This window comes from Stenotrophomonas muris (genome assembly GCF_052751275.1).
The window spans coordinates 3178528-3192271 of the sequence record NZ_CP199879.1; the positions used below are offsets into that span (position 1 = coordinate 3178528).

The window sequence follows — 13744 nt, forward strand, 5'->3', positions numbered from 1 at the left end:
CCCCTTTTTTTCAGGCGGCGTCGGGCTGGTTTTCCGGGCGTGCGCGGTCGAAGGCATCCACTGCCTGGCAGGCCGCTTCGATGCGGCGCAGGGTCGGGTACGGTGCCAGGTCCAGGCCGAAGCGGTGGGCGTTGTACAGCTGCGGCAGCAGGCAGATATCGGCCAGGCCGGGACGGTCACCATGGCAGAAGGCGCCGGTGTCACGGCTGTTGACCAGCAGGGCTTCCATCGCCGCGAAGCCCTCGGCGATCCAGTGCAGGGTCCACTGCGTGCGCGCATCGGCCGGCACCTGCAGATCGCGCTCCAGGTACTGCATCACCCGCAGGTTGTTGATCGGGTGGATGTCGCAGGCCACCAGCTGGGCCAGCGCCCGCACCCGCGCGCGGCCGGCGGCGTCGGCCGGCAGCAGCGGTACCTGCGGAAAGCGCTCGTCCAGGTATTCGAGGATCGCCAGCGACTGGGTCAGCACATGCCCCTCATGCAGCAGGGTCGGCACCTGCTGCTGCGGGTTGAGCGCCCGATAGGCATCCCGGTGCTGCTCGCCACCGTCGCGCACCAGATGCACCGGCCGGGCCTCCCAGGCCAGGCCCTTCAGCTCCAGACCGATGCGCACGCGGTAGGCGGCGCTGGATCGCCAGTAGGTGTACAGCACGATGCCGTCGTTGACCGGGATCTCCATGGCCGCCTCCATGCTCAGGGCCTGGCCGCCTGTTCGATGCGCTGCTCGATCGCACCGAAGATGCTGTTACCGGCGGCATCGAGCATCTCGATGCGGACCACGTCGCCGAACGACATGAACGGCGTGCTCGGCTTGCCGTCGCGCAGGGTTTCGACCACGCGCTGCTCGGCGAAGCACGACGCACCCTTGCTGGTGTCCTCGTTGGCGATGGTGCCCGAGCCGACGATGGTGCCGGCGACCAGCGGACGGGTCTTGGCCGCATGCGAAACCAGCTGGGCGAAATTGAACTGCATGTCCACGCCCGCTTCCGGCGCACCGAACCACTGGCCGTTGATGTGGGTCAGCAGCGGCAGGTGCACCTTGCTGTCCTGCCACGCGGCGCCCAGCTCGTCAGGGGTGACGAACACCGGCGACAGCGCCGAGCGCGGCTTGGACTGCAGGAAGCCGAAACCCTTGGCCAGCTCGCCCGGGATCAGGTTGCGCAGCGAGACATCGTTGACCAGGCCGACCAACTGGATATGACCGGCTGCCTGTTCCGGGGTCGCCGCCATCGGCACGTCGTCGGTGATCACCACGATCTCCGCTTCCAGGTCGATGCCGTAGTCCTCGCTGACCACCTTGACCGCATCGCGCGGGCCGTAGAAGCCGGCGCTGGTGGCCTGGTACATCAGCGGGTCGGTGTAGAAGCTGTCCGGCACCTCGGCGCCACGGGCACGGCGCACGCGCTCGACGTGCGGCAGGTAGGCGCTGCCATCGACGAACTCATAGGCGCGCGGCATCGGTGCGGCCAGTGCCTGCGGGTCGAGGTCGAACACGCCATCGGCATCGCCGGCATTGAGCGATTCGTACAGGGCGTTCAGGCGCGGTGCGATGTGGCTCCAGTCCTCCAGGGCCTGCTGCAGGGTGGCGGCAATGCCGGTGGCGCGCACGCCGTGGCGCAGGTCACGCGAGACGACGATCAGGGTGCCGTCGCGGCCGCCTTCCTTCAAAGAACCAAGCTTCATGGGTGGGTGTCCGGAGTCGTGGGCAAACAAGTTTCAAGTGTAATCAAATCTGCGGCGACGCCAAGCTGCAGCGCGGCATCGGCCCACCCTACCGTAGTGGGGGGTTCGGCAGGGCTTGCTGCCCTGCACCTGCTCAATGCAACAGCAACGGCAACGTCAAAAGCGGCTCTGGCTTTCTACTGGTTGGGCGGGGCGGTGTGGGTGGGCAGGACACGCCGTAAACCCGTCCATGGGGGCTCGATGGCGCCATCCATGGCGCCAACGGTCCTGCCCACCCACACCGCCCTACCCCCGACAGTTTCCCGATGACGGATCGAACATCCCCATCATTCATCGTCGAAATCCGTCAGATATCGAAATAAATCGAATGAGATTCGACAGATCGCGAAAAACTGTCGAAGGCGGGGTGGGTCCGGTTGAGGGGGTGTGAGCGGCATGGATGCCGCGACCAAGCCCCCATGGATGGGTTTACGGCGCCCCCCTCAACCGGACCCACCCCGCCAACCCTCAGGAAGCCAGCTTTTGACGTTGACGTGGCTCTGGCCTCCGCGGGTGCAGGGCTGCAAGCCCTGCAGAGACGCCCCTACCTGAACAGGCCTTTTTGCGCGAAGTCTCGAACATCGTTTAGACTTGCAGGGTCTGCAGCGGCCGTCCGTTTCCCTCCGGGATCGCCGGCGACCAGGGTCCGCCCTCTTCGCCCGCCCCCACTCCGACGCCGTTCGTCACGCATTCCAGCCTGCGCTTCGTGCCGGCTGCACCCAATTCTCGCAGCGCGGTTCACGGGAACGCTCCGAGTCAGCCGATCAGTTTGATCTGCCCCCGTCTGTCCGCTCGGACAGGCGTTTCTTGTACTTGGAGCAAACTCAATGTCTTTTGAATCGCTGGGCCTGGCGCCCTTCCTGCTGCGCGCGCTCGCCGAGCAGGGCTACGAAAACCCGACCCCGATCCAGCAGCAGGCGATCCCGCTGGCGCTGGCCGGTCGCGACCTGCTGGCCGGCGCACAGACCGGCACCGGCAAGACCGCCGCGTTCGGCCTGCCGCTGCTGCAGCACCTGGGCACCGCCTCGCAGGAGGTACGTGCCGGCCCGCGCAAGCCGCGCGCGCTGATCCTGGCCCCGACCCGCGAGCTGGCCACCCAGGTGCATGACAGCCTGCGTGGCTACAGCAAGTACCTGCGCATCCCCAGCGCCTGCATCTACGGCGGCGTCGGCATGGGCAACCAGCTGGACATCCTGCGCCGTGGCGTGGACCTGCTGGTGGCCTGTCCGGGCCGCCTGATCGACCACCTTGAGCGTCGCAGCGTCGACCTGTCCGGCATTGAAGTGCTGATCCTGGACGAAGCCGACCGCATGCTCGACATGGGCTTCCTGCCGTCGATCAAGCGCATCCTGGCCAAGCTGCCGAAGCAGAACCGCCAGACCCTGCTGTTCTCGGCCACCTTCGAGGACAACATCCGCCAGTTGGCGCTGGAGTTCATGCGCAACCCGGAACAGATCCAGGTGACGCCGAAGAACACCGTGGCCGAAACCATCACCCACCGCGTGCATCCGGTCGACGCCGGCCGCAAGCGCGACCTGCTGCTGCACCTGCTGGCGCAGGACAGCCGCGAGCAGACCCTGGTGTTCGCCCGCACCAAGCATGGCAGCGACAAGCTGGCCACCTTCCTGGAAAAGTCGGGCATCAAGACCGCGGCGATCCACGGCAACAAGAGCCAGGGCCAGCGCCTGCGTGCGCTGGGTGACTTCAAGGCCGGCCGCGTGACCGTGCTGGTGGCCACCGACATCGCCGCGCGCGGCATCGACATCAACGAGCTGCCGAAGGTGATCAACTTCGACCTGCCGATGGTGGCCGAGGACTACGTGCACCGCATCGGCCGCACCGGCCGCAACGGCGCGACCGGCCAGGCGATTTCGCTGGTGGCGCAGGATGAAGTGAAGCTGCTGCGCGCGATCGTGCGCCTGCTGGGCCGCGACATGGACATCCGCGATGTGCCGGGCTTCGAGCTGCAGACGCCGATCCGCTGGGGCAACAGTGCGCCGGGCAAGGCGGAGCACGATACCGGTGAGCGCGCGCCGCGCAAGAGCCACGCACGCCGTCCGCACGGCGATGCGCCGCGCCATGCGCATGCCGGCCCGAAGAAGGCCGGTGGTGGCCGTCGCGAGGGCGGCGGCAACGGCCAGCAGCGTGCGGGCGCGGGTCAGGGCCAGCGCCGTGGCGGTGGCGGCAATGGTGGCGGCCGTGGCCGCGGCCAGGGTGGCAACGGCGGCGGTCGCGCCGGCTGATCCCAGCTGACATGGATGGCGCTTCCCGCTGCGCGGGGGGCTATCGAGGAACGGCGCTGACGCGCCGTCCTTTTTTGTTGCTGGCTACCGGGTGACAAAGCACGCGGTAGCAGTACCGAGGGCGGATGGACATGGGGGCAGCGCAGAACACGCTGTAAATACGTCCATGTAAGCTCGATGGCGCCATCCATGGCGCCATCGGTTCTGCGCTGTCCCCATGCCCATCCGCTTCAAGCATTGCCTGCGCCTTCTTCTCCCGCCGGGTAGCCGGGAGAAGAAAGATCCAATTCAAATTCAAATTCAAATTCAAATTCAAATTCAAAGGCAAAAGCCGAAGTCGCAATTCCTGGCTTTGCTTTTGCTTTTGCCCTCGCTCCCGCCTTGGGGTCTGACGCGTCCGCGCCCGCTGGAAACTGTCTTGGGGAGGCCGGGCGGGCTGCGCAGGACCGTTGGCGCCAAGGATGGCGCCATCGAGCCCCCAAGGACGGGTTTACGGCGTGTCCTGCGCAGCCCGCCCGGCCTCCCCCACACGCATCAATCAAGGCGCGCAAACCCTCAACCCCGCGCTTTACTCGGATTCACCAGATTCCCGAAGAAGATCGCGTTGATCAGCAGGCGGTCCGTGCCATGCCAGTACTTGCGATGCGCCGGATCATCGGCGAACAGCACCACGTTACCCTGCCCCTGCGCCGACACCAGCAGCCACGCGCTGCCCGCCACCCGCGTGCGGTTGCGCTCGGACAAGTAACCGTTCACCCGCGGCGGCGCGTCGATGCGTACCACCGTCGAGAACGGGTTCGCACTCGGCTGCAGCGTCACCGTGTTTTCCTTGTTGATCGCCAGTTGCCGGCGCGGCACGCCGAACGCCAACGGATGGCTGGTATCCACGTCGGCACTGAGGATGTTGCCGCTGACCCGCTCGATCGCGGCGATGTCGCGCTGGTCGCCGAACGCACGGCGGCTCTCGTCGGCGGTCTCTTCTTCCTTGCCGAGCTTCTCGCCGTCGGCCAGCTTCTGTTCGATCGCCCACTTCGAGGCGCTGCCGTAGGTCACCAGTGAACCTCCGGCCTGCACCCAGCGCTTCAGTGCGGCCACCGCCGTGGCATCGATGCCGGTGTAGGTGCCGCCGGACAGCACGATCGTGGTGTAGCGGTCCAGCGGCACCTTGCCCAGCTGCTGCGGGTCCAGCTTGCTGGCAGGCAGGTGCAGCTGCTGGTCGAGCAGGAACCACGCCGAACCGATCTCGGTGGCGGCCACGCCCTCGCCCATCACCAGCGCAACCGTGGGTTTGCGCAGCGCCTTGACGCCGTCACTGCCGAGGTCGATGCCTTCGCGGCTGCGGCCGCTGGGCAGTGCGTGCACCTGCACACCCGCCTCGCGCGCGGCCGACGTCACGGCCTCAAGCAGCGCTGCGCCCTGCAGCGATTGCCCGGCCACCGGAATCACCAGGCTGCCGGCGGCGAAGCTGACCTCGCCCTGCGCGGTCGCGGTGGTGAACGGCTGGAACGCCGCACGTGCGCTCACGCCCTTGCCCTGCAGTGCAGCCAGCGCGCGCCCGGCGTTGTAGTCGCGCCAGTCGATCGCGTAGGCGAACCCGGCCTGGCTGCCCAGCACCGCGCCCTGCGCCGCCGGCAGTGCGGTCACGCGTGCACCGCCTTCGATACGGCTGCGGCTACCGGCGAAGGCCACGCCGTAGGCCGGTGCGATTGCATAGCTGGTGCTGCCGTAGAACACATCACCCTTGATCGGCGGCGTCTCGGCAAAGATCGAATGCACCAGGCGGAACTGCGCCTGTTGGACCGGCACAACGTAGGCGCTGCCGGCATCGAAGCGCTGCCCATCCACAGTGACTGCACGATCCAGCGCGCGCACGTCGATGCGATGCAGCAGCAACAGTTCCAGCAGGCGGCGGGTCAGTGCCGGATCATGCGCATCACCGAACACGAAGCTCTTCACCGGCTGCTGTGCGGCCTGCTTCAGCGCGCTCTGGAAGAACTGCTTCTGCAGGTCGAACAGGCCGCTGCGCTCGGTCACTGCGCCACGCACCGTGCCCAGCCCGGTGGCGACCTGGTTGCGGATGGTGAACGGGAACGTCAGCAGGCCATTCACCGATTCCTGCACGCGGCCGCGCGAGCTGGCCTGTTCGACGGTCACGCCGACGGCACCATGGAAGTCCGGGTAGGTCGAGCCGTATACCGGCGAGAAGTTGTCGAAGTTCTCGCCGGTGTAGTACAGCGAGCCCAGCGCATCCAGCGCCTGCGCGTGGTACCTGGCCAGGGTCTTGTTGAATTCGTACGACGCCGCGGGAATCAGCGGACTGTGCATGCTCTTCGGCGAGGGCTCGAAGTAGTAGGTGCTGTCCTTGCCCATTTCGTGGAAGTCGATCTGCACGTTCGGGTGCCACTGGTGGAACACCTCCACCTTCGGCCGCGAGTCCTGCTGGGTCAGCGCCAGCCAGTCGCGGTTGAGATCGGTGAAGTAGTGGTTGGTGCGGCCCTGCGGGAACGGCTCAACGTGTTCCTTGTCGGCCGGGTCGGCCGAGGCCGGATCGGAGGCCCACGCGTTGTGCCAGTTGGCGGCACGATCGCGACCGTCCGGATTCTGCGCCGGGTCGAACAGCACCACCGCCTGCTGCAGCCACTGCTGGGTTTCGGCGCTGCGGTTGGCCACCAGGTAGTAAGCCGTCAGCATCGCTGCCTCGGCACTGGAGGTCTCGTTGCCATGCACGCTGTATCCCAGCCACACCACCACCGGGCTGTCGCCCGCCGCACTGCGCGGCTGCGCCGGATCGGCCAGGGTCGCGTGCTGCTGGCGGATCTGTTCCAACCGCGCGTGGTTGCCTGCGGCAGTGACAGTGGCGATCAACAGCGGGCGGCCCTCATAGCTGCGGCCGATCTCGCGCACGCTGATCCTGTCCGAGCGCCGGGCCAGTTCCTGGAAGTACGCCACCAGCTGGTCGTGCCGGGTGTAACGGCTGCCGATCGGATAGCCGAGGAACTGCTCCGGCGTGGGCACGGCGGTATCGAACGCCGCTGCATCGGCAGCCTGCGGAAAGAAGTAGGTGCTCTGTGCCTGTACCGGCTGCGGCTGGAACAGTGCGGTGGCGGCGGCAAGCAGCAACGGAAGAACGGCACGACGATGCAAGGACACAGTGACTCCCCTGGAACACAACGGCAGGCGGTCGCGCGACCGGTCCCCTGGGGAGACCGGTCGCAGCGGGTGGATCAGAAGCGGTAGTCGAAGCCCAGCGTGAAGTAGCGGCCGCGCAGGTCGTACTGGCTGAAGTCGTACGGCGCGCGGATGCCCGGGAACGAGGCATCGTACGGCGGCGTCTTGTCGGCCAGGTTCTGCACCTTGGCGTACACCGTCAGCTTGTCGATGCCGGTGTAGGCCAGGTACAGGTCGTACTGGCTGTAGCTGCCGACGCGCTGCTGCACGGCCTTGGCGGCGGTGCTGGCCTCCTGGCGGTAGCTGCTGGTGTAGTACCAGGTCACCGCGGCGTTGAAGTCGCCGTATTTCCAGTCCAGGGTGGTGGTGGCCTTGTCCTTGGGCAGGGTCGCGCCGAGGTTGCTGCCGGCGTAGTCGACCAGCGGGCCGCCGACCACGGTCGGGCGACGGTAGTCGCGCACGTGGGTGTAGGCGGAGGACACGGTGAAGTCGCCGAGCGCAGCGGTCGGGATGCGCTGGCGCAGCTCGACGTCGATGCCTGATGTCTTCAGCTCGCTCAGGTTCTGGTAGCGGTTGTAGACGGCCTGCAGCTTGCCGCGCTCGTCGCGCTGCACGGCGCCGGCCACGTTGTCGTTGACCAGGGTCTGGGTGTTGTTGGTGCCGACCAGGTTGTCCAGCTGGATGCGGTAGTAGTCCACGCTCAGGTTGGTGTTGGCCCATGGCGACAGCACCACACCGAAGTTCACGCTCTTGGTGCGCTCGGGCTTCAGTGCGTTGTTGCCAACGGTGAAGAAGGTCGGGTTCTGGCGCGAGCCCGGCACGTCCGGATCACGCGGGTCGGCCACGCTGCCGTAGGCGATGCTGGTGCTGTTGGAGTTCTCCGACAGCGACGGTGCACGGAAGCCCTTCGACGCCGAGGCACGCACCAGCAGGAAATCGAGCGGCTGCCAGCGCAGGCCGATCTTCGGCGAGAACGCATCGCCGAAATCATCGTAGTGATCGGCACGCGCGGCGGCGGACAGTTCCAGGGTCGAGGCCAGCGGCACGTTCACTTCGGCGTAGGCGGCACTGACCTGGCGCTGGCCATGTACTTCGGCGATGGCCGGGCGCACCTGCAGGCCGGCGTCGATCTGCCACGGGTTGTTGGAATCGAGCTTCTCGCGGCGCCACTCGGCACCGGCGGCGAAGCCGATCTCGCCAGCCCAGGTGTGGCCCAGGCTGCCGGAAATCTTGGCGTCGACGCCCTGCAGCTTGGACTCGGCCGGACGCAGCGTGGCGATGTTGATCGAATCACGTACCGACTGCGGCGTGGCCGCCGGATTCAGCAGGTTGTAGCTGCCGGTGGCCAGCGCATCGGCCAGCGCCCAGCGATTGGCGAAGCCACCGGACACGCTCTCACGCTCGCTGCTGCGTGCGCCGAATGCAGCCACTTCCCAGTCCCAGTTCGCAGTGGTGCCACGCAAGCCGAACACGCCGCGATAGGCGGTGGAACGGTTGGTCTTGATCGTGCCGCCGAGGTCGAAGAAGGTGTATTCGATCGGGATCGCACGGCCGTACGGGTTGTACGGATTGTTGGCCGGCAGCAGCGACGACACCGGTTCGGCCAGGCCACTGTTGGCGTTCAATGCGAAGCGGCCGCTCTCCAGGGTGAAGAACGGGCTGCTGCCGAACCACGCGGCACTCTTGATCTGGCTGTACAGCACTTCGCCGAAGGCTTCGACGTTGTCGTTCAGGCGGAAGGTACCGTTGGCATAGGCCTGGTAGCGCTTGGTCGAGGGGATCAGCGTGGTGAACGGGGCCTGGTTGAAGCCGCAGGTGTCGCCGGCCAGGCCGTCGATCGGCGCGCTGGCGACGCGGGTGGTACCGACCGGGCAGTTGCCGTTGGCGTCGAGCATCGGCACCGACACGCCGTTGACCAGGTAGCGCGCGCCCTTGGCCGACCAGCCGTTCCAGCGGCCACCGGGCTTGTCGGTGTAGATGCCGCTCCTGGTCAGGTTGCGTTCGTCCTGGTCCAGACGTTCGCGGTTGTAACCCTGCAGGCTGAAGAGGATGTTGTAGCCATCGGTGTCGAGATCACCAAGGCCGCCGACGAACTTCAGGTTCTGCTCGCGCAGGCCGCCCTGGTCGGCACCGCCGAAGCTGCCGCCGATCTCGGCGCCTTCGAAGTTCTGCCGGGTGATGATGTTGACCACGCCGGCCACGGCGTCGGAGCCGTACACCGCCGAGGCGCCGTCCTTGAGCACTTCGATGCGCTCGACCGCGACCAGCGGCAGCGCGTTGAGATCAACGAACGTATCGGACAGGCCACCGGCCGGGAAGCCGTAGTTGGCCAGGCGGCGGCCGTTGAGCAGCACCAGCGTGTTCTTCTGCGACAGGCCGCGCAGGCCGATGCCGGCCGAGCCGGAGGCCCAGCCGTTGTTGGTGGTTTCGTTGCTGGCGTTGCCGGTGTTGGCCGAGATCGAACGCAGCACATCTGCCACGGTGGCCTTGCCGGTCTGTTCCAGCTGCTGGCGGCCGATCACCTGCACCGGGTTGGAGGCCTCGGTATCGGTGCGCTTGATGTTGGAACCGGTGACACGCACGGCGGCCAGGGTGCTGGCTTCGCCACTGGCGTCGGCGGAGGTTTCGGCGGCGGCAGACAAAGGCGCGGCCAGAGCGACGGCCAGGGCCGCCACGAGCAGGGTGTGCTTGGGCATGACGATGTGGGGGAGGTGGTAAGGGCGATGAAGTTCCGCAGTAGTCCATGCCTGGCCCGGGTCCGGCCAATAACATCTCTTCATACGGATATAAGAGAAACTATCATCTCTTCATCCGGATGGAAAGAGTTACTTCACGAGAGCCCGGCATCCGCTCAGGATGGCCGGCCACCTGCGGCGTACAATTGCGCCATGGAAATCTTCAAAGTCTTCATGCTCGAGGCGGCGCACCGCCTCCCCAACGTACCGCCGGGGCACAAGTGCGCGCGCCTGCACGGCCACTCGTTCCGGGTGGAACTGAAGGTCGAGGGCGAGCCGGGTGCGCAGACCGGCTGGATCATGGATTTCGGTGACGTGAAGGCGGCCTTCCAGCCGATCTACGATCGCCTGGACCATCACTACCTCAACGACATCCCCGGCCTGGAGAACCCGACCAGCGAGAACCTGGCGGTGTGGATCTGGAACGAGCTCAAGCCCGGCCTGCCGGCGCTGAGCGAGATCACCGTGCACGAAACCTGCACGTCGGGGTGCCGTTACCGCGGCCCCACTGCCTGATCAACCCATTGATCTGAAAGGTGTTTCAAAGGCGCCCTGGGCGCCTTTGTTATTTTTGTTGCATTGCCGCATCAAGGGCGTATGCTGCAATGCATCAAGCCACTCCCTGACGCCCCCATGGCCGCCGCCTTCAGCGATCGCTTCAGTGATGCCACCCGCCAGCTCGCCGCCGCGGCAACGCGTGCGAACCGGTTGGCGTTGGAGAACGCGGAAAGCATGTTCGGCGTGCAGCTGAAGGTGATGGAGCGCAACCTGACTGCGACCGGCGGCTGGCTGGGTGAACTGGCCCGCGGCGAGGATGCGGCCGGGACGCTCTCCAAGGGCGCGCAGCTGTGGCAGGACAACCTGCAGCGGCTGGGCCAGGCCCAGCAGGACGTGGTCGGTCTCGGCCTGCAGGCCAGCAAGGCTTGGTCCGAGCTGGTGCAGGGCTACAACGAATCAACGGCGGACGCGAACAACCACTGACGCGACGCAACACTCATTGCGTGGGTCCCTCCCCCCACGCAATCCGGACCCGGCAGATCCCTCCCTCTGCCGGGTCTTTTTTTGCTTGTCGTTTCGATACCGAAGCGCGTCTTCGTGCGACGTCTCTGCAGGCTGAAGGGCCCCGCCGGGGCGGGCAGGGGTCTGGGCAAATGTCCCCCGGCGCCGGCCGTTGGCCGTCACCTCCTCCTTTACTTTGCCCAGACCCCTGCCCGCCCCAACGAGGCTCGGCGTGCGGTGAGGAGAGCGCAGCACGCGCGGCCGCCTTTCAAGGAAGCGCCGACAAACTCCGAACGCAGGGCGGAGGCCCTTGCGTACGAAGTAAAGGAGGAGGTGACGGCCAACGGCCGGCGCCGGGGGACATTCGTACGCAAGGGCCTCCGTCCTGCGCCGCGCAGAATGCATCCGCCACACGCATGTCTTCGTCCTGATCCGCCGCGAACCGATGGGCCCTGCCCGCCCCGACGAGGCTCGGCTTCCGGCGAGGAGATCACAGCGCTCGCGGCCGCCTTTCAAGGAGGCGCCGGCGAACTCCGAACGCCGGGCGGATGCCCTTGCGTACGAAGTAAAGGGGGAGGTGACGGCCAACGGCCGGCGCCGGAGGACATTCGTACGCAAGGGCATCCGCCCTGCGCCGCGCAGATTGAACCCGCCGCACGCGATGCAGGAACGGCTCAGCGCCCGCGACCACCGTGCCAGTGCTGGTGCCACGCCTGGAACATCAACACGTTCCACAGGTGCGTGTGCCACTTGCGCTCGCCCCGCAGGAACGCCTCCCAGACACCACGCACGCGCGCCACATCGAAGCAGCCCTGATTGCGCAGCAGCTGCGGATCCAGCAGCGCCTCCGCCCAGTCGCGCAACGGACCGGCCAGCCAGCGCGCCATCGGCGGGCCGAAGCCGCGCTTGGGGCGATACACCAGCGGATCCGGCAGGTAGCGCGCCAGCAGGTGCTTGAGGATCAGCTTGTGCTCGCCATCGTGGTACTTCAGGTGCTGCGGCAGCCGCCAGGCCAGGCGCACCACCTCCATGTCCAGCAGCGGCGCACGGGTTTCAACGCCCGCCGCCATGCCCGCACGATCAACCTTGGCCAGGATGCCCTCGGCCAGGTCCATGCGGAAATCCAGCAGCTGGATGCGCGCCTCGGCCGGCAGCGCCGTGTCCTGCTGCTGGAAGATCGTCACCGGCTCACGCGCGCCCAGCACCACCTGCGCCGGCTGCCGCCAGCGGGTCACGCGCTGCAGGTAGTGACCTTCCACATCATTGGCAGCCACCTCGGCCACCAGGGCGCGCCAACCACCGAGGCGGCCGCGCTCGACGTTCATGCGGTTGCCGCTGCGCCGCGCCAGGTCGCGTACCCAGTCCGGCAGGCCACCACACAGGCGCGCATTGCGCAGCGCGCGGCCATAGCTGGGGTGGCCGAAGAACAGTTCATCGCCACCGTCACCGGTCAGTGCCACCGGCTTGCGCGCCCCCAGCAGTTCACTGGCCAGCAGCGTCGGCAGCTGCGAGGCGTCGGCGAAGGGCTCGCACCAGACCTGCGGCAGGCGCTGCAGCAGGTCCAGGCCCTGGCGCGCGTCCATGCGATGCAGGTGGTGTTGCACGCCCAGATGGCGCGCGACCTGCGACGCCCAGTCGCTCTCGTCATGCCCCGGATCGTCGAAGCCGACCGTCCACGCTTCGATCGGCAGGGTCGATTGTGCCTGCATCATCGCCGTCACCAGCGAGGAGTCGGTACCGCCGGACAGGAACGCGCCGCACGCCAGGGGCGAGTGCATGCGTGAGGCGATGGCCTTCTGCAGTACCGCTTCAAGCTGGTCGGTGGCCTGTTCCAGGCTCGGCGCCGGCTGCAGCGGCTCCTGCAGTGCACTCTGCATCGCGTCGCGTGCGCACCAGTAACGCGCGCCGCCCTGCGCGGCCTGGCTGGAGCAACCCGCGGCATGGTCGCTGAGATCGATACGCAGCATCGCGCCCGCCACCAGTTTGTGGATGCCACGGTAGATGGTGTGCGGCGCCGGCACATAGTCGTGGCGCAGCAGCAGGCTCAGGGCATCCTGGTCGATGCTCGGCGCGAAGCCGGCGAATGCCTGCAGCGCCTTCAACTCCGAGGCGAACAGGAACTGGCCCTGGTACCAGCCGTAATACAGCGGCCGCTCGCCCACCGGATCACGGGCCAGCCACAGCACGCGCGACTCCCGGTCCCAGACGCTGAAACCGAAGGCGCCTTCGATGCGCGACAGCGCCCGCTGCACGCCCCATTCGACGATCGCCTGCAGCAGCAGCCGCGCATCGCTGCAACTGCGGGGCAGATCGCGCAGCTGCGCCTGCAGGTCGCCGCGGTTGTACAGGCGGCCGTCCAGGCACAGCACGTAGCGACCGCAGTCCGAGCTCAGCGGCTGCAACGGCGTATCGGTCGGCGCCCGGCAATGGCCCAGCGCGAGGCCGGCCTCGGCGTCGGTCCAGTAGCCGATGCGGCCACGCCCACGCTGCTGCAGCGCGCGCAGCATCGGGGCCAGCTGCTGCAGCAGCTGCTCATCCTCGGCGGGCGGCAGCCAGGCCCCGACCACGCCGCTCATCGGAAGCCTCCGCACTGGCAGCGGCGGGACAGGTTCGGCAGGCAGGGGGCGGCGGGCGACATGGGGACGGCACGCGGAGCGGAGGAGACTCCATGCTCGGCGCGGGGGCGCGCGGCGTCAGTCGCTTTGCTGTCAGCGATCGTCACCAGCCGTATCACGAAGGTAACGTTTTGTAACAGCAACAGGCTATGCTGGCCGCCAAGTTGTTGCCGGGACTGAGACCAGGCCCGCGCGCCAGCAACCCCGGCTGAATGGCGCCCGCCCCCGGGACCCGGGCGGCCCGAAGGCTGGGATAGCATCG

Annotated in this window: 8 protein-coding genes; 3 read left to right on the top strand and 5 right to left on the bottom strand. The window is 67.3% G+C overall.

Features of this window, described 5'->3' with window-relative positions; all coding sequences use genetic code 11:
• Window positions 1-10: 10 nt before the first annotated feature.
• Window positions 11-679: a maleylacetoacetate isomerase gene (gene maiA, locus ACUVWL_RS14830; protein ID WP_142235403.1), complete on the bottom strand. Its 669-nt coding sequence runs from the start codon at window positions 677-679 to the stop codon at window positions 11-13.
• 14 nt (window positions 680-693) lie between these two features.
• Window positions 694-1683 (bottom strand): fumarylacetoacetate hydrolase family protein, encoded by a 990-nt coding sequence (locus tag ACUVWL_RS14835; RefSeq protein ID WP_049442134.1) that lies wholly within the window; start codon window positions 1681-1683, stop codon window positions 694-696.
• Between the two features lie 866 nt (window positions 1684-2549).
• On the opposite strand from ACUVWL_RS14835, the gene ACUVWL_RS14840 reads away from it, so the two are divergent.
• Window positions 2550-3965: a DEAD/DEAH box helicase gene (locus tag ACUVWL_RS14840; protein WP_046428694.1), complete on the top strand. Its 1416-nt coding sequence runs from the start codon at window positions 2550-2552 to the stop codon at window positions 3963-3965.
• Window positions 3966-4520: 555 nt separating this feature from the next.
• Here the strand turns inward: ACUVWL_RS14840 and ACUVWL_RS14845 are convergent.
• Complete coding sequence (locus ACUVWL_RS14845; protein WP_445978499.1) at window positions 4521-7115, bottom strand: M14 family metallopeptidase; 2595 nt, start codon at window positions 7113-7115, stop codon at window positions 4521-4523.
• Between the two features lie 74 nt (window positions 7116-7189).
• Window positions 7190-9829 carry a TonB-dependent receptor gene (locus tag ACUVWL_RS14850; protein WP_445978500.1) on the bottom strand — a complete coding sequence of 880 codons (2640 nt, stop codon included), beginning with the start codon at window positions 9827-9829 and terminating at the stop codon, window positions 7190-7192.
• Between the two features lie 192 nt (window positions 9830-10021).
• On the opposite strand from ACUVWL_RS14850, the gene queD reads away from it, so the two are divergent.
• The gene (gene queD, locus ACUVWL_RS14855) at window positions 10022-10384 is read left to right on the top strand and encodes a 6-carboxytetrahydropterin synthase QueD (RefSeq protein WP_014645831.1); all 363 of its coding nucleotides are present in this window, start codon (window positions 10022-10024) and stop codon (window positions 10382-10384) included.
• 117 nt (window positions 10385-10501) lie between these two features.
• The gene (locus tag ACUVWL_RS14860) at window positions 10502-10849 is read left to right on the top strand and encodes a phasin family protein (protein WP_014035870.1); all 348 of its coding nucleotides are present in this window, start codon (window positions 10502-10504) and stop codon (window positions 10847-10849) included.
• Between the two features lie 692 nt (window positions 10850-11541).
• Here ACUVWL_RS14860 and asnB read toward each other — a convergent pair.
• Entirely contained in the window at window positions 11542-13443 is a 1902-nt protein-coding gene (asnB, locus tag ACUVWL_RS14865; RefSeq protein WP_241887253.1) for an asparagine synthase (glutamine-hydrolyzing), read from the bottom strand.
• Window positions 13444-13744 lie beyond the last annotated feature (301 nt).